We start from the raw sequence: 16762 nt of genomic DNA, 5'->3' as shown, positions 1-16762 counted from the left end.
TCGGTGCCGCAATGATGCAACCTTGCCGCAGGCAACAGTAAAGAGGGCGAGAGCCCGGCGCGTTCAGCAAATTTCCAAGCGAGTTCCCTTCATGAAGAGCCAACCCGATGCCGCCAGCCGTATGGCGGCCGAGGTAGTGACGCAGTTGCCTGTGCCCTCGCGGCTCGGCATGCTGCGTTTCGAGCGCCTGAATGAAGCCAGTTGGGCGATGTTGTTTCTCGATCCCAACTGCGAACGCCAGTTCGGCCAGCCGGCCGTAGAACTCTGCGCCCTGGTCGGTTCGCCCTACGCCAGCCTGATGGAGCCCGAAGCGCGCTATCAACTGCACGACGCGATCCAGCAGCAACTCGGCCAAAGCCCGCATTATCTGGTGCGCTACACCCTGCACACCGCCGCCGGCGCCCTGAGCATTCTCGAACTCGGAGAAGCCTACAAACAGCACAACCGTCACTTGCTGCGCGGTTACCTGCTGGCAGTCGACGATGTATTTGACGAGGCGCCAGCACTGCCGTCCGTCGACCTGGAAACCCAGAACTCGCGCCTGCAGATAGCCCTTGAGCTCAACCAGCGCGCCCAGCAGGAACAATTGCAGCACCTGGAGCGGGTGCGCGCCCAGCAGGACCTGATCCTGTTGCTGGCCCGCCAGCGCTACAGCAGCCAGAACTCCCTGCAGGAAGCCGCCGAGTTGATCACCCGCTGCGCCTGCGATATCTACGAAATCGACTGCGCCAGCCTGTGGAACCTCGAAGGCCAGAAACTGGTGCCGATCTCGGCCTACCACCGCGCCACCCAGGAATACATCCTGCCGGACGTGATCGACGTCAGCGGTTTCCCCGATTACATGGAGGCGCTGCACGGCAGTCGCGCCATCGACGCGCACAACGCGATGCGCGACCCGCGTACCCGGGAGATGGCCGAAGCGCTGCGCCCCCGTGATGTCAACGCCATGCTCGACGCCAGCATCCGTGTCGACGGCCAGGTAGTCGGCGTGCTGTGCCTGGAACAGACCGGCGTGACACGCGCCTGGCAATCCGACGAAATCGCCTTTGCCGGCGAGCTGGCGGATCAGTTCGCCCAGGTCATCAATAATCACAATCGCCGCACCGCCACCAGCGCCCTGCACCTGTTCCAGCGTGCGGTCGAGCAAAGTGCCAACGCCTTTTTGCTGGTCAACTGCGATGGTGTGGTCGAGTACGTCAACCCGAGCTTCACCGCGATCACCCAGTACACCACCGAGGAAGTCCACGGCCAGCGCCTGTCGGAGCTGCCGGCCCTGGAAAACCTCAGCGAGCTGCTGTTCGACGCCCCCTCCGCGCTGGCCAAGAGCAACAGCTGGCAGGGCGAGTTCAAGAGCCGCCGCAAGAACCTCGAACCCTACTGGGGCCAGTTGTCGATCTCCAAGGTCTATGGCGACAACCGTGAGCTGACGCACTACATCGGCATCTACGAAGACATCACCCAGACCAAACTGGCGCAGCAGCGCATCGAGCGCCTGGCCTACACCGACAACCTGACCAACCTCGGTAACCGGCCTGCATTTATCCGCAATCTGGACGAACGCTTCGCCCGAGACAGCGATACCCCGATCAGCCTGCTGCTGGTGGACATCGACAACTTCAAGCGGATCAACGACAGCCTCGGCCACCAGACCGGCGACAAGTTGCTGATCAGTCTGGCCCGACGCCTGCGCAACAGCCTGAGCCCGAGCGGCAGTCTGGCGCGGTTCGCCAGTAACGAATTCGCGGTGTTGCTCGACAACACTGACCTTGAGGCCGGCCAGCAGATCGCCAGCCAGCTGCTGATGACCCTCGACAAGCCAATGTTCGTCGACAACCAGCTGATCAGCGTCACCGGCTCCGTGGGCCTGGCCTGCGCGCCGCTGCACGGCCGCGACCCGCAGACCCTGATGCGCAACGCCGGCCTCGCCCTGCACAAGGCCAAGGCCAACGGCAAACACCAGGTGCAGGTGTTCACCGAAGCGCTGAACGCCGAGGCCAGCTACAAACTGTTCGTCGAGAACAACCTGCGCCGCGCCCTGACCCAGAACGAGCTGGACGTGTTCTATCAGCCGAAGCTGTGCCTGCGCAGCGGTCGGTTGCTGGGCATGGAAGCGCTGCTGCGCTGGAATCACCCGGAACGCGGCATGATCCGCCCGGACCAGTTCATCAGCGTCGCCGAGGAAACCGGCCTGATCATTCCGATCGGCAAGTGGATCGCCCGCCAGGCCTGCCGCATGAGCAAAGCGCTGACCGCCGCCGGCATGGGCAATCTGCAAGTGGCGATCAACCTGTCACCCAAGCAGTTCTCCGACCCGGACCTGGTGGCCTCGATCGCCAACATCCTCAAGGAAGAAGCCCTGCCGGCCAATCTGCTGGAGCTGGAGCTGACCGAAGGCCTGCTGCTGGAAGCCACCGAAGACACCCACTTGCAGCTCGACCAGCTCAAGCGCCTGGGCCTGACCCTGGCCATGGACGACTTCGGCACCGGCTACTCGTCGCTCAGCTACCTGAAGAAATTCCCGATCGACATCATCAAGATCGATCGCAGCTTCATCCATGAAATCCCGGACAACCAGGACGACATGGAAATCACCTCCGCCGTGATCGCCATGGCCCACAACCTGAAACTCAAGGTCGTGGCCGAAGGCATCGAGACCGCCGAGCAGCTGGCATTCCTGCGCCGGCACCGCTGCGATGTCGGCCAGGGCTACCTGTTCGACCGGCCGATTCCGGGCGGCGAGCTGATCCAGGCGCTCAAGCGCTACCCGCGCGGCCCGCTCTGCCTCTAAATCCCATAATCCCCCCCTAACCCTGTGGGAGCGAGCTTGCTCGCGAAAGCGGTGAGTCAGTCACTGCAAATATTGAATGGAGCGCCGCCTTCGCGAGCAAGCTCGCTCCCACATTTGAATAGTGCGAAATCGGGCATCATTGGGCACACTGACGGTCTGACTTTTTACATCCCATCCTGACTGAGAGGAACGATCATGGTTCTGCGCTCGGAAATTCTGGTGAACAAAAACGTGCTACCGACTAAAGAACAAGCTCTGCCTGGCCGTGAAACCCCGATGGCCCTGCCTGAAAAACACTTTGTTTTCACCGAAACGCCGTTGCTGGGCCCGTTCTTTCAGGACGTCGACTTCGCGATTTTCGGTCTGGGCTGCTTCTGGGGTGCAGAACGCCGCTTCTGGCAGCGCGAAGGTGTGGTCAGCACCGTGGTCGGTTACGCCGGCGGTTACACGCCGAACCCGACCTACGAAGAAGTCTGCTCGGGCCTGACCGGCCACGCTGAAGTCGTTTTGGTGGTGTATGACAAGGCCAAGGTCAGCTACGAAGAGCTGCTGGCAATGTTCTGGGAATTGCACAACCCGACCCAGGGCATGCGTCAGGGCAACGACATCGGCACTCAGTACCGTTCGGTGATCTACGCCACCCACCCGGAGCAACTGGATGCGGCGTTGAAGAGCAAGGCTGTCTATCAGGCGGAATTGTCGAAGGCAGGTCTGGGTGAAATCAGCACCGAGATTGAACAGGCCCCGACCGTGTACTTCGCCGAGACCTATCACCAGCAGTATCTGGCGAAGAATCCGGAAGGCTACTGCGGAATTGGCGGCACTGGCGTTTGCATGCCACCGAGCCTGGCGGGTAACTGAGCCCGTCCTGATCGCTCCCGCGCTTGGCGCGGGAGCGATTGACGGTTGATCAGCTCTCGGCGATCAACCAGTCCATCTGCCATCCACCCTGGGTTTGCCCAAGTTTCTTGGACAACCACGGCAGCAGCTCACGCAATTCTTCCTCCAGCCCCCACGGCGGATTGGCAATCGCCAAGCCAGAGCCGTTCAGGCTGTTCGGCGTGTCCAGCGGATGCACCAGCAACTCGACGCGCAGCAACTTCGGCGCACCGGTGCCGGCCAGATCCTGATAGAAACGACGCAGCGCGCGCTGGTCCTTCACCGGGTACCAGATCGCGGCCACGGTCTGGCGCATGCGCGAGATCGCCTCTTTCAAGGACGCCGCGCAACGCTGCATCTCGTCGAGTTTCTCGAACGGCGGATCGATCAGCATCACCGCACGCTTCTCGGCCACCGGCAGCAACGCCCGCGCCACGTGCCAGCCCTCACCCAGATGCACCGCCACACGACGGTCGCCCTTCATGTTGTCCTTGAGCAGCACGCCGTCTTCCGGGTGCTTCTCGTTGAGCAGCACGCGATCCTGGGAACGGGTCAGACGCCGCGCCAGCTCCGGCGAACCCGGGTAATAGCGCAACTGGCCATCCGGGTTCATCTCGTGCAGCACGTTCATGTAGTCGGCGGTCAGCGCCGGCAGATCCGGCTGGTCCCACAAGCGTGCGATGCCTTCCAGGTACTCGCCGGTACGGTTGGCCTGATCGCCCTGCAGGTCATACAGACCGATGCCGGCGTGGCTGTCGAGATAGGCAAACGGCTGCTCCTTGCGCGACATCAGGGCGATGAGGCGGGTCAAGGTCAGGTGTTTGAACACATCGGCGTGATTGCCGGCATGGAAGGCGTGACGATAATTCATGGCTGCTCCTGCGAGGGCCGTGAAGTTTACCTTTTACCGGGCGGCAAGTCAGGGGTTGGGGGCTGAGTGGGCGTTCCCGGCGTTACACTGGCCGCAACCACCTGACAGGAAGTCTGAAAATCATGTACCGCCGGATCATTGCCCTCCTGTGCCTGCCGGGTTCATTACACGCCTTCGCTGGCGAAGAACACACCGAACAGGCACGCCAGAATCTGAAGAACTACGGTTTGAGCCACTGCATTCTGGCGCCATTCAAAGAACAATCTGCACTGGAAAAAGACATCGTTCTGTCCGCCGGAGCCTACTCGTTCATGGGCAAAGGCCTGCACACCGTTGTTCAGAATGAGGACACGCTGCAAGTCGTGCACGATCCTTACAAGGAAACCGAAAACTACATACTCGCTGCCTACGATCAGACATCCTCGGCCAGCCAGCACTCGAATCGGAAAGTCGTGTTTTACGCGTGCCTTGAGGTTTACAACTCCCAAGCTTTCGACAGCTTCATCAAGACCCAGGATGCTTACATCTCGGAATGATCACCCAACAGGAGAGGTAGCGTTCGAGCAATGCTTTGAGTTCGCTGTTTTGGCGAGGGAGTCTGCATCGTCTGTCAGGGCTGTGCGCGCAGGCGCTTGCCAATCACATCCAGCACATCACAACCGTCACGCAACGGAATCACACAGAGCTGGGCAAAGTCGCTGAGGATGACCGAGTCGCACTCGACCGAGCCGCGCATGCACATGTTTTCCAGGACCTGGATTACGGCGCGGATGCGGTAGTTGGCGGCGTCCATCAGGACATCGAGCGGGGCGTGGGTGTCGATGAACAGGGTGGGCATGTCGTTGCAGTTGCTGGTCAGCGCCATGAGGCGGTTGTTGGGGTGAGGGATGAATGGTTCGTAGGGTGGATCTGGATGAAGCGTGCTCATTGTTTAATCCTCTGGTAGTGAAAGAGGCGCACACCGTTTCCCTCCTACAGGATTGGGTGGCAGCCATGCGCGGGGTAGGAGGACTGAGACCAGAGCACTCAGCCACGCCGAAGCGTGCCCGCGCATAACCGCCGCAAAAGATCTTACGGTCGAGCGAAGACTGCCGCAAATCGGGCAACGACGCTTATGCACTGCTCTGAAATCAGGGCTCCTACGCCCTGTCTCCACACTTGCGGAGACAACCAAAGACTATCCCCGCACCACCGCGCCCACCAGTTCACGCAAACCGCCGCAACTCGCAGGAAACGTCCGAAGCCTTTGCCCGGAAATTTCACTCTGACTCGTCCCGCAAGTAGTCCAGCAATGCCGAAGCCGACGATTCGTCCGACGCCGTAACCGCAAAACACCTGACAACCTTGCAGCGCAAGACATCGGCAGGGAATGCTTCGAACAACGCCGGCTGCTCCTCGCTCAACCACTGCAAGGCGTTGTTGATCCGGGCTTCATCGCCGAATTGCGCCAGCAGCTTTTCCGGCACCGACCACCAAGGAAACTCCCGACCCGAGACCTGCGCCCTGCCCTCGATCTCCACGGTCTGACCGTTGACCAATCCTCGCGTAAGGACCGGCAGCAATTGCCCGGCATCCATCTCGGACGACTCAAGGATCGGCAACAAAAACCGCCCATCCCAGAACCGGAAGAACACCGCTTTCCCGTCCGGCATCAACACCTGAGTCAAACTGCGAAAGTGCTCGACCACCGCATTAAGCCCGGCCGAAGAAATCGCCAGCCAGCCCCAGTCCCGAGACTCCGTGGTCGCCACCCAATCCAGAAACTCACTGCCCGCGTCGACGATTCCCACGTAGGGCATCACCGCATCCCATTCGGCATAGATCGTTTCCGCCCAGACCGGTTTCGGCGTCTGCGCATTCGACGGCCAGGCTTTCAACGGTTCCACCGCACTCGCGCTACTGAAAATCGCGAACAGCTGCTCCGACGGTTTCAGCGGCTCTCCCTTCAACCATTGATCAGGCCGCACAGACACCCTCCTTGCAGCGCTCGCATTCTTCGCAGAACGGCGCATCTCGTTTAAGACTCATGATTTGCGCAGCAGTCAAAATCGCTGCCGGTGCCGCCGCCAGTTTCTCCGGCAACCCCGGCACGGTCGGCGCGGCGCTCATCGCCGTCATCGGCGCACCACCCACCACAATCGGCACGCTGCTGAAGATCCCGCCGGGGCCGATGTTGATCCACTGCCCGCCCGCCTGAATCGTCGCGCTCGCCCCGCCGTCGATCACCACTTGCTGGCCGGCGCTGACGTGGAATTGGGCGCTGGCGTTGATCGCCTGATTGCTCACGCGGATGTGCCGGTCGCCGGTCACCGTGAGGTGGTCGTCCTGCTTCACCTCGGTCTGGCGCTGACCGTGAGTGATGCGTTGCTCATCGGCTTTCAGTTCATGCTTGGCGAGACCGGTCACCACGACGCTGCGCTGGTTATCCACCTGCACCTGCTGATCATTCAGCACATGCTGCGTCCAGTTTCGTTGGGCGCGCAGGTAGATTTCCTCGGCGCCTTTGCGATCCTCGATGCGCAATTCGTTGTAACCGCCGCCGCCCGGACTACTCTGGCTGCGGAAAATACTGCGGGTCTTGTCGGCCGGCAGATCCAGCGGCACCGGCGTGGCGGCGTTAGGCAGGCAACCCATGACCAGCGGTTTGTCGGCGTCGGAATCGATGAACCCCACCAGCACTTCCATACCGACCCGCGGAATCAGCACGCTGCCATAACGGTCATGGGCCCAGCCGCTGGCGACCCGCAGCCAGCAGCTGGAGTGCTCGTTGAGTTCGCCGTCACGATCCCAAGCCAGTTGCACCTTGACCCGGCCGTACTCGTCGCAATGGATTTCACTGTCTTTCGGGCCGGTGACCACGGCCGGTTGATAACCGAGCATCCGAGGCTTTTCCGGGCCCATCGGCGGACGGAAGAATACGTCCCACGGCGTCGCAAGAAAGGTATTACGGTAACCCTGGAATTCGTCGCCATCGCTGGTGACCGATTCCTCCAGCACTTGCGGCTGCCGGCCATGGTGTTCGACAGAGGTCAGCAACCAGAGGTCATTCAAATCCTGGCGCGGATGCTCGGTCAGTTGCAGGAAATGTCCGCTGACCAAGGTGGATTGATCGCTGCGACCCTCGGCCTGACGGTAATCGGCGACATGGCGCTCAAGGGTGCGCCGGGCCAGTTGCTTGCCGGTTTCGCGTTCGGTGAACTGGCCGGGAAAGTGGTAATCCTCCAGCACCGGGCGCTGTTCGCTTTCCACCCGGCTCTGCAACGGCAGGCGTGGCTTGGTGAAGTCGTAATCACGGCGGGTGACCACGCTGGTTCGGGTTTCCACGCGGACGGTGAAGCGCTTGATCGCCGGTGCCGCCGCAGCCATGCCGCTGCCCGGCAGGTACAGCGTCGGTTCGGCCAGACGCGGGAACACCGTTTGATCGTCGCCGAACACCAACAGATGCCCGTCCGGACTGTGCTGAAAGTGGAAATGAATACCGACCTCGGCACACAAGCGCTGGATGAACGCCAGATCGCTCTCCGCGTACTGCACGCAATATTCACGGGGCGGGTAATCGCTGCCGAGGCGAAATTCGAAGGCATCGCGTAGGATCGCGTGATCCTTGAGGATCTGCGTCACGATCTGCGGCACGCTTTGGTGCTGGAAAATCCGCTGATTGATCCGGTGGCCGAGATAGGCCAAGCGTGGAACAAGACTGACGTGATAACGGGTCAGACGCTTGCCGGAATCCCCCTGTCCGACCCGATAGATCTGACCGTGAACACCGGAACCGTCTTCATCAAAACCCAGAAACGCCTGACAGTGCAGCAGGCTTTCGAGGTCCAGATCCGGTCGCTCGCTGACCAGTTCCAGGTCAAATCGAAAGGGTTGGCTGATGGCTTCCTTGCCCGTGAACTCAAGGACTTTGAGGTCAAATTGGGCGCCTTCGACGGTCAACGTGAAACGCGGTTGATTGGCAGGCGCGAACATCCGATGTCTCTCTGCAGTATGAAGGCGGGCGATTCTGCATGAGGGGCAAGGGGTGCAGGTTGGGTGACCGGAAAATCAGATTTTCCCTACTTGAAACTTCGATCTCCCCTTCAACAATCGGCGCCTTCAACTACAGACATTTCCTTCAACAACATCACCAATCCCTGTGGGAGCGAGCCTGCTCGCGATAGCGATTGAACATTCAAAATTGATGGTGACTGACTCGACGCTATCGCGAGCAGGCTCGCTCCCACAGGTGGCTCGGGTGAACCCGATAAATCTCAGGCAATAAAAAACGGCCCGTTTCCTGGCAGGAAACGGGCCGTTCTTTTGTGAGCCTCAGCTCATTCCCATCACTTGTTCAGATGGAAATCCTTCTCGGCCGCTTCGAAGCGCTGAACCATGCCGGTGCTTGGCTGGCCCATCAGGCTGACGAAGTAGATGGCCAGGCTGGCGAAGATGAAGCCCGGGATGATTTCGTACAGGCCCAGCACTTCAAAGTGCTTCCACACGATCACGGTGATCGCGCCGACCAGGATGCCGGCCAGTGCGCCGTCGCGGGTCATTTTCTTCCAGATCACCGAGATCAGCACGACCGGACCGAAGGCAGCGCCGAAACCGGCCCAGGCGTAGGACACCAGGCCCAGCACGCGGTTGTCCGGGTTGGCGGCCATCGCGATGGCGATCAGTGCAACCAGCAGCACCATGGCGCGGCCGACCCATACCAGCTCGACTTGCGAGGCGGATTTACGCAGGAAGGTCTTGTAGAAGTCTTCGGTCAGGGCGCTCGAGCACACCAGCAACTGGCAGCTCAGGGTACTCATCACGGCAGCCAGGATGGCCGACAGCAGGACACCGGCAATCCACGGGTTGAAGAGGATTTTCGCCAGCTCGATGAACACACGTTCGTGGTTCTCGCTCACTGGCAGTGCCACGTCCGGGTTGGCCGAGAAGTAAGCGATACCGAAGAAGCCCACGGCTACGGTGCCGCCCAGGCACAGGATCATCCAGGTCATGGAGATGCGACGGGCGTTGGCGATGGATTTCACCGAGTCAGCGGCCATGAAACGCGCCAGGATGTGCGGCTGGCCGAAGTAACCCAGGCCCCAGCCCATCAGCGAGATGATACCGATGAAAGTGGTGCCCTTGAGCATGTCGAAGTTGCTCGGGTCATTGGCTTCGATGGCGAGGAACGTGGTGTCCACGCCACCGGTAGCCAGCAGAACGATAATCGGCGTCAGGATCAGGGCGAAGATCATCAGGGTGGCTTGAACGGTATCGGTCCAGCTCACCGCGAGGAAACCGCCGACGAAGGTGTAGGCAATCGTCGCCGCAGCACCGGCCCACAGCGCGGTCTCGTAGGACATGCCGAAGGTGCTTTCGAACAGGCGGGCACCGGCCACGATGCCGGAAGCGCAGTAGATGGTGAAGAACACCAGAATCACTACTGCCGAAATGATCCGCAGCAGGCCGCTTTTATCTTCAAAACGGCTGGCGAAGTAGTCCGGCAGAGTCAGGGCATCGCCGTTGTGCTCGGTTTGAACACGCAGACGACCGGCGACGAACAGCCAGTTCAGGTAGGCACCGACGATCAGGCCGATGGCGATCCAGCTTTCGGACAGGCCGGACATGTAGATGGCGCCCGGCAGGCCCATCAGCAACCAGCCGCTCATGTCGGAAGCGCCGGCGGACAATGCGGTCACCACGCTGCCCAGGCTGCGGCCGCCCAGAATGTAGTCGGAAAGGTTGTTGGTGGAGCGATAGGCCATGAAGCCGATCAGCACCATTGCTGCGATGTAGATCACGAACGTGATCAGGGTTGGATTGCTTGCGCTCATTACGTACGTGCCCTGGCTTTGTTTTTATGTAGCGGCGGCGGTTGCACCGTTTGCAGACTGACGTCTGACAGACGATTCGCACGGCCGCGCATTTATGACCAATGTTTCCCCAGGAAAGCCATTGGCCGGTAAACCGGGTTGTCCCGGTTGCACCTTGGGCGCGAATCCTATGCAACAAAGCAAAACAGGTGCAACCAGTTTCTTGAGAATTAGTTGCACCTACGTCGTTTTTTCGGCCGCCAACCGCCGTTTTTGCACCGTTGCGGCACAGTCACACCCCGGCATGTGCCTTGAAAGCACCTATCTAGAGCGATCATCGCGAAGCTGAAATTTATTCCTGACAAGTTGCCGAATATTCCGACAAAAAAAGGGTTGCACCCGGTTGCACCTCTTTCGGCTCGCGGCTAATCTTGCCGCCAGCTGTTGTCGCGCAACTGCGGCACCTATGAGGATAAAAATATGGCTACCACCACCCTTGGGGTCAAACTTGACGACCCGACCCGCGAGCGCCTGAAGGCCGCCGCAACCTCGATTGATCGCACGCCGCACTGGCTGATCAAGCAGGCAATTTTCAATTACCTGGAAAAACTCGAGGGTGGTGCAACCCTGACCGAGCTGAACGGTTTGACCGCCAAGGACGCCGACGACGCGGGTGAAGTCCACACCGATCACGCTCACCAATGCTTCCTCGAATTCGCCGAAAGCATCCTGCCGCAATCGGTGCTGCGCGCCTCGATCACCGCCGCTTACCGTCGCCCTGAGCCGGAAGTGGTGCCGATGCTGATCGAGCAGGCTCGCCTGCCGGCGCCGATGGCCGAAGCCACCAACAAACTCGCAGCAAACATCGCGGAAAAACTGCGTAACCAGAAGAGTGCCGGCGGTCGTGCAGGCATTGTTCAGGGCCTGCTGCAGGAATTTTCCCTGTCGTCCCAGGAAGGCGTGGCGCTGATGTGCCTGGCCGAAGCGCTGCTGCGTATCCCGGACAAGGGCACTCGCGATGCGCTGATCCGCGACAAGATCAGCACCGGCAACTGGCAGCCGCACCTGGGCAACAGCCCGTCGCTGTTCGTCAACGCGGCGACCTGGGGTCTGCTGCTGACCGGCAAACTGGTTTCCACTCACAACGAAGCCGGCCTGACTTCGTCCCTGAGCCGCATCATCGGCAAGAGCGGCGAGCCGATGATCCGCAAGGGCGTCGACATGGCCATGCGCCTGATGGGCGAGCAGTTCGTGACCGGCGAAACCATCGCCGAAGCCCTGGCCAACGCGAGCAAGTTCGAAGCCAAGGGCTTCCGTTATTCCTACGACATGCTCGGTGAAGCGGCGCTGACCGAACACGACGCCCAGAAGTACCTGGCCTCGTACGAACAAGCCATTCACTCGATCGGCAAAGCGTCCCACGGCCGTGGGATTTATGAAGGCCCGGGCATCTCGATCAAACTGTCGGCCCTGCACCCGCGTTACAGCCGCGCCCAGTACGAGCGCGTGATGGATGAGCTGTATCCGCGCCTGCTGTCGCTGACCCTGCTGGCCAAGCAATACGACATCGGCCTGAACATCGACGCCGAAGAAGCCGACCGCCTGGAGCTGTCGCTGGATCTGCTCGAGCGCCTGTGCTTCGAGCCGCAACTGACTGGCTGGAACGGCATCGGTTTCGTGATCCAGGCCTACCAGAAGCGTTGCCCATATGTGATCGACTACGTGATCGACCTGGCTCGCCGCAGCCGTCATCGCCTGATGATCCGTCTGGTGAAAGGCGCGTACTGGGACAGCGAAATCAAGCGCGCCCAGGTCGAAGGCCTGGAAGGCTATCCGGTCTACACCCGCAAGGTGTACACCGACGTTTCCTACATCGCCTGCGCGCGCAAACTGCTGTCGGTACCGGAAGTCATCTACCCGCAGTTCGCTACGCACAACGCCCACACCCTGTCGGCGATTTATCACATTGCCGGTCAGAACTATTACCCGGGCCAGTACGAATTCCAGTGCCTGCACGGCATGGGCGAACCATTGTACGAGCAGGTTGTAGGCAAGGTTTCCGAAGGCAAGCTGAACCGTCCGTGCCGTGTGTACGCTCCGGTCGGCACCCACGAAACCCTGCTGGCGTACCTCGTGCGTCGCCTGCTGGAAAACGGCGCCAACACCTCGTTCGTCAACCGCATCGCCGACCAGTCGATTTCGATTCAGGAACTGGTGGCCGATCCCGTTGCGCAGATCGAGCAGATGGCAACCGTAGAAGGCGGTTTCGGCCTGCCGCACCCGCGCATTCCGCTGCCGCGTGACCTGTACGGTTCCGAGCGCGCCAACTCCAGCGGCATCGACATGGCCAACGAACATCGTCTGGCTTCGCTGTCCTGTGCCCTGCTGGCCACCGCGCACAACAACTGGAAAGCCGCGCCGATGCTCGGTTGCGCCTCCAGCAACGAAGCGCCGGCCCCGGTGCTGAACCCGTCCGATCTGCGTGACGTAGTCGGCCACGTGCAGGAAGCCACCGTTGAAGACGTCGACAACGCCATTCAATGCGCCCTGAACGCCGCACCGATCTGGCAGGCCACCCCGCCGGCCGAACGTGCTGCGATTCTGGAGCGCGCCGCTGACCTGATGGAAGGCGAGATCCAGCCGCTGATGGGCCTGCTGGCCCGCGAAGCCGGCAAGACCTTCGCCAACGCCATCGCCGAAGTCCGTGAAGCCGTCGATTTCCTGCGTTATTACGCGGTGCAGGCTCGCAACGATTTCAGCAACGACGCCCACCGCCCGTTGGGCCCGGTGGTCTGCATCAGCCCGTGGAACTTCCCGCTGGCCATCTTCAGCGGTCAGGTTGCCGCCGCACTGGCCGCCGGTAACCCGGTGCTGGCCAAACCGGCCGAACAGACTCCACTGGTCGCCGCACAAGCCGTGCGCCTGCTGCTTGAAGCCGGGATCCCGGAAGGCGTGCTGCAACTGTTGCCGGGTCGCGGCGAAACCGTCGGTGCCGGTCTGGTGGGTGACGAGCGCGTCAAAGGCGTGATGTTCACCGGTTCCACCGAAGTTGCGCGTCTGCTGCAGCGCAACATTGCCGGTCGCCTCGACAACCAGGGTCGTCCGATTCCGCTGATCGCCGAAACCGGCGGCCAGAACGCGATGATCGTCGACTCTTCGGCACTGACCGAACAAGTGGTGATCGACGTTGTGTCGTCGGCCTTCGACAGCGCCGGTCAGCGCTGCTCGGCCCTGCGCGTCCTGTGCCTGCAGGAAGATTCCGCTGATCGCGTCATCGAAATGCTTAAAGGTGCGATGGCTGAAAGCCGTCTCGGCAACCCGGAGCGTCTGTCCGTGGACATCGGCCCGGTGATCGACGCCGAAGCCAAGGCCGGCATCGAGAAACACATCCAGGGCATGCGCGACAAAGGTCGCAACGTGTACCAGGTGGCGATCGCCGATGCCGAGGAAGTCAAACGCGGCACCTTCGTCATGCCGACCCTGATCGAACTGGAAAGCTTCGACGAGCTGCAACGCGAGATCTTCGGCCCGGTGCTGCACGTGGTGCGCTACAAGCGTAAAGAGATCGACCAGTTGATCGCCCAGATCAACGCCTCCGGTTACGGCCTGACCCTCGGCGTGCACACCCGCATCGACGAGACCATCGCCAAGGTGATCGACAACGTCAACGCTGGTAACGTCTACGTCAACCGCAACATCGTGGGTGCCGTGGTCGGTGTCCAGCCGTTTGGTGGCGAAGGCCTGTCGGGTACCGGTCCGAAGGCCGGTGGCCCGCTGTACCTGTACCGTCTGCTGTCGACGCGTCCTGCCGACGCCATCGAACAATCCTTCGCTCGCGGCGATGCGGCCGTGGCACCGGACGTTCGTCTGCGTGATGCCCTGAGCAAACCGCTGGTTGCCCTGAAAGCCTGGGCCGACAGCAACAAGTTCGCCGACCTGAGCACACTGTGTGTGCAGTACGCAGCCCAGTCGCAAAGCGGTATCACCCGCGTGCTGGCCGGCCCGACCGGCGAGAAAAACAGCTACGCGATCCTGCCGCGCGAGCACGTGCTGTGCCTGGCGGACATCGAAGGTGACCTGTTGACCCAACTCGCGGCAGTACTGGCAGTGGGCGGTTCGGCGGTCTGGCCGGAATCCGACACCAGCAAGGCATTGTTCGCACGCCTGCCGAAGGAGATTCAGGCGCGGATCAAACTGGTTTCCGACTGGAACAAGGACGACGTGGTGTTCGATGCAGTTCTGCATCACGGCCATTCCGACCAATTGCGTGCGGTCTGCCAGCAGATCGCCAAACGTGCCGGCGCCATCGTCGGGGTTCAGGGCCTGTCCCAGGGCGAGACCAACATTGCGCTGGAGCGCCTGGTGATCGAGCGCGCCTTGAGCGTCAACACCGCAGCAGCGGGCGGTAACGCCAGCCTGATGACCATCGGATAAAAGCAGCTGCAAGCTTCGAGCGACAAGCTGCAAGTAAAAGCAAACTGCTCCTACTTGCGGCTTGAAGCTTGTAGCTTGTGCCGCCCCATCACCCTCATCTATCTTCCTTCCCCCTTTTTATAAGCCTCCCTACACTGCGGCATACTTTTTTTAAGGTAGGCCGCCATGTCCGAGACGCTGCTCAGTTCCCGCAATCTGGCTTTCGAGCTGTACGAAGTCCTCGATGCCGAGGGTCTGACCCGGCGCGAGCGGTTTGCCGAACACAACCGCGAAACCTTCGATGCCGCCATCGGCACGGCGCGCAACATCGCCGAGAAGTACTTCGCACCGCACAACCGCAAGGGCGACGAGAACGAACCGCGCTACGAGAACGGTCAGGCGATTCTGATTCCCGAAGTGAAACCGGCGGTGGATGCCTTCCTCGAAGCCGGATTCCTCAACGCGGCGCGCAGTTTCGACGCTGACGGCATGCAACTTCCTACACTGTTGTCCCAGGCCTGCTTCGCCCACTTCCAGTCGGCCAACGCGGCGTCGACCTCGTATCCGTTCCTGACCATGGGCGCCGCCAACCTGATCGAAAGCTTCGGCACCGAAGAGCAGAAGCAGCGCTTCCTGCAACCGATGATCGACGGCCGCTTCTTCGGCACCATGGCCCTGACCGAACCCCATGCCGGTTCGTCGCTGTCGGATATTCGTACCCGCGCCGAACCGGCGTCCGACGGCACTTATCGCCTCAAGGGCAACAAGATCTTCATCTCCGGCGGCGATCACCCGCTCTCGGAAAACATCGTGCACATGGTGTTGGCCAAGCTGCCGGACGCACCGGCCGGGGTGAAGGGGATTTCGCTGTTCATCGTGCCGAAGTTTCTGGTCAACGATGACGGCAGCCTCGGCAAGCGCAACGACGTGCTGCTGGCCGGGCTGTTCCACAAGATGGGCTGGCGCGGAACGACGTCCACGGCGCTGAACTTCGGCGATAACGGTGATTGTGTCGGCTATCTGGTGGGCAAGCCGCATCACGGCTTGAGCTACATGTTCCAGATGATGAACGAGGCGCGGATCGGCGTCGGCATGGGCGCGGTGATGCTCGGTTATGCCGGTTATCTGTACTCGCTGGAATACGCTCGCGAACGTCCACAGGGCCGGGTGCCGGACAGTAAGGACCCGACGACGGCGCCTGTGGCGATCATTCAGCACGCGGATGTCAGACGCATGCTGCTGACGCAAAAGTCCTACGTCGAAGGTGCGTTCGATCTCGGGTTATACGCGGCGCGACTGTTCGATGACACCACCACGCTGGAAACCGAAGCCGAGCGTAAACAGGCCCATGAACTCTTGGACTTGCTGACACCAATCGTCAAATCCTGGCCATCGGAGTTCTGCCTCAAGGCCAACGAACTGGCGATCCAGATTCTCGGCGGCCACGGTTACACCCGCGAATACCCGGTGGAACAGTACTACCGCGACAACCGCCTGAACCCGATCCACGAAGGCACCCACGGCATTCAGTCGCTGGACCTGCTGGGACGCAAACTGGCGCAGAACGGTGGCGCCGGGCTCAAGCAACTGATCCGCCTGATTGCCGACACTGCCGAACGCGCGGTGGCGTACGAATCGTTGACCGCACTGCGTGAGCCCCTGGAGAAACTGGTCGCTCGCCTACAGAGCGTGACCATCGGTCTGTTGACCGATCTGGCTCAGGGCAAGGTCAACAGCAGTCTGGCGAATTCGGCGCTGTACCTGAAAGTGTTCGGGCACACGGTGATTGGCTGGCGCTGGCTGGAGCAGGCAATTCGGGCGGAGGAAGGGTTGGCCAAGGGGAATGCGGCGGATGCCGACTTCTATAAGGGCAAGTTGCAGGCGGCGCGGTATTTTCTGACGTGGGAAGTGCCGGGTTGCCAACATGAGCTGGCGTTGCTGGAGGCTCGGGATGATACGTGCCTTGCAATGCAGGACACGTGGTTCTGATCCCACAGCGATCGTTCCCACGCAGAGCGCGGG

10 protein-coding genes are annotated in these 16762 nt (G+C 61.1%); 5 read left to right on the top strand and 5 right to left on the bottom strand.

All coding sequences use genetic code 11. The annotated features are described in order from the left end of the window. Positions 1–91: 91 nt before the first annotated feature. Complete coding sequence (locus DLD99_RS02605) at positions 92–2788, top strand: putative bifunctional diguanylate cyclase/phosphodiesterase (RefSeq protein WP_114881165.1); 2697 nt, start codon at positions 92–94, stop codon at positions 2786–2788. Between the two features lie 195 nt (positions 2789–2983). Further along, positions 2984–3649, top strand: a complete 666-nt coding sequence (msrA, locus tag DLD99_RS02600) for a peptide-methionine (S)-S-oxide reductase MsrA (RefSeq protein ID WP_085732613.1) — start codon at positions 2984–2986, stop codon at positions 3647–3649. Between the two features lie 49 nt (positions 3650–3698). On the opposite strand, the gene DLD99_RS02595 is transcribed toward msrA, so the two are convergent. Further along, entirely contained in the window at positions 3699–4538 is an 840-nt protein-coding gene (locus tag DLD99_RS02595; RefSeq protein WP_085711101.1) for a 23S rRNA (adenine(2030)-N(6))-methyltransferase RlmJ, read from the bottom strand. 122 nt (positions 4539–4660) lie between these two features. On the opposite strand from DLD99_RS02595, the gene DLD99_RS02590 reads away from it, so the two are divergent. After that, a complete protein-coding gene (locus tag DLD99_RS02590; RefSeq protein WP_114881164.1) occupies positions 4661–5074 on the top strand; it encodes a hypothetical protein in 414 nt (137 codons plus the stop codon). Positions 5075–5148: 74 nt separating this feature from the next. Here the strand turns inward: DLD99_RS02590 and DLD99_RS02585 are convergent, their stop codons facing one another. The 4 genes from DLD99_RS02585 to putP all read right to left on the bottom strand — a co-directional run bounded on the left by DLD99_RS02585 (position 5149) and on the right by putP (position 10348). After that, the gene (locus DLD99_RS02585) at positions 5149–5466 is read right to left on the bottom strand and encodes a hypothetical protein (protein WP_114881163.1); all 318 of its coding nucleotides are present in this window, start codon (positions 5464–5466) and stop codon (positions 5149–5151) included. 331 nt (positions 5467–5797) lie between these two features. Beyond that, a complete protein-coding gene (locus tag DLD99_RS02580; RefSeq protein WP_114881162.1) occupies positions 5798–6550 on the bottom strand; it encodes a DUF4123 domain-containing protein in 753 nt (250 codons plus the stop codon). Beyond that, a complete protein-coding gene (locus DLD99_RS02575; protein ID WP_114881161.1) occupies positions 6495–8510 on the bottom strand; it encodes a type VI secretion system Vgr family protein in 2016 nt (671 codons plus the stop codon). The genes DLD99_RS02580 and DLD99_RS02575 overlap by 56 nt, the downstream gene beginning before the upstream one ends. Positions 8511–8863: 353 nt before the next feature. Continuing rightward, on the bottom strand, positions 8864–10348 hold the full coding sequence (putP, locus tag DLD99_RS02570) for a sodium/proline symporter PutP (RefSeq protein WP_114881160.1): 1485 nt from the start codon (positions 10346–10348) through the stop codon (positions 8864–8866). Positions 10349–10807: 459 nt separating this feature from the next. Here putP and putA point away from each other — a divergent pair, with 459 nt between their 5' ends. After that, the gene (gene putA / locus DLD99_RS02565) at positions 10808–14761 is read left to right on the top strand and encodes a trifunctional transcriptional regulator/proline dehydrogenase/L-glutamate gamma-semialdehyde dehydrogenase (protein WP_114881159.1); all 3954 of its coding nucleotides are present in this window, start codon (positions 10808–10810) and stop codon (positions 14759–14761) included. 165 nt (positions 14762–14926) lie between these two features. Continuing rightward, complete coding sequence (locus DLD99_RS02560; protein WP_114881158.1) at positions 14927–16729, top strand: acyl-CoA dehydrogenase; 1803 nt, start codon at positions 14927–14929, stop codon at positions 16727–16729. Positions 16730–16762 lie beyond the last annotated feature (33 nt).

It is taken from the genome of Pseudomonas kribbensis (genome assembly GCF_003352185.1).
Lineage (GTDB): Bacteria > Pseudomonadota > Gammaproteobacteria > Pseudomonadales > Pseudomonadaceae > Aquipseudomonas > Aquipseudomonas kribbensis.
This window is presented reverse-complemented; position numbering and strand designations above follow the sequence as displayed.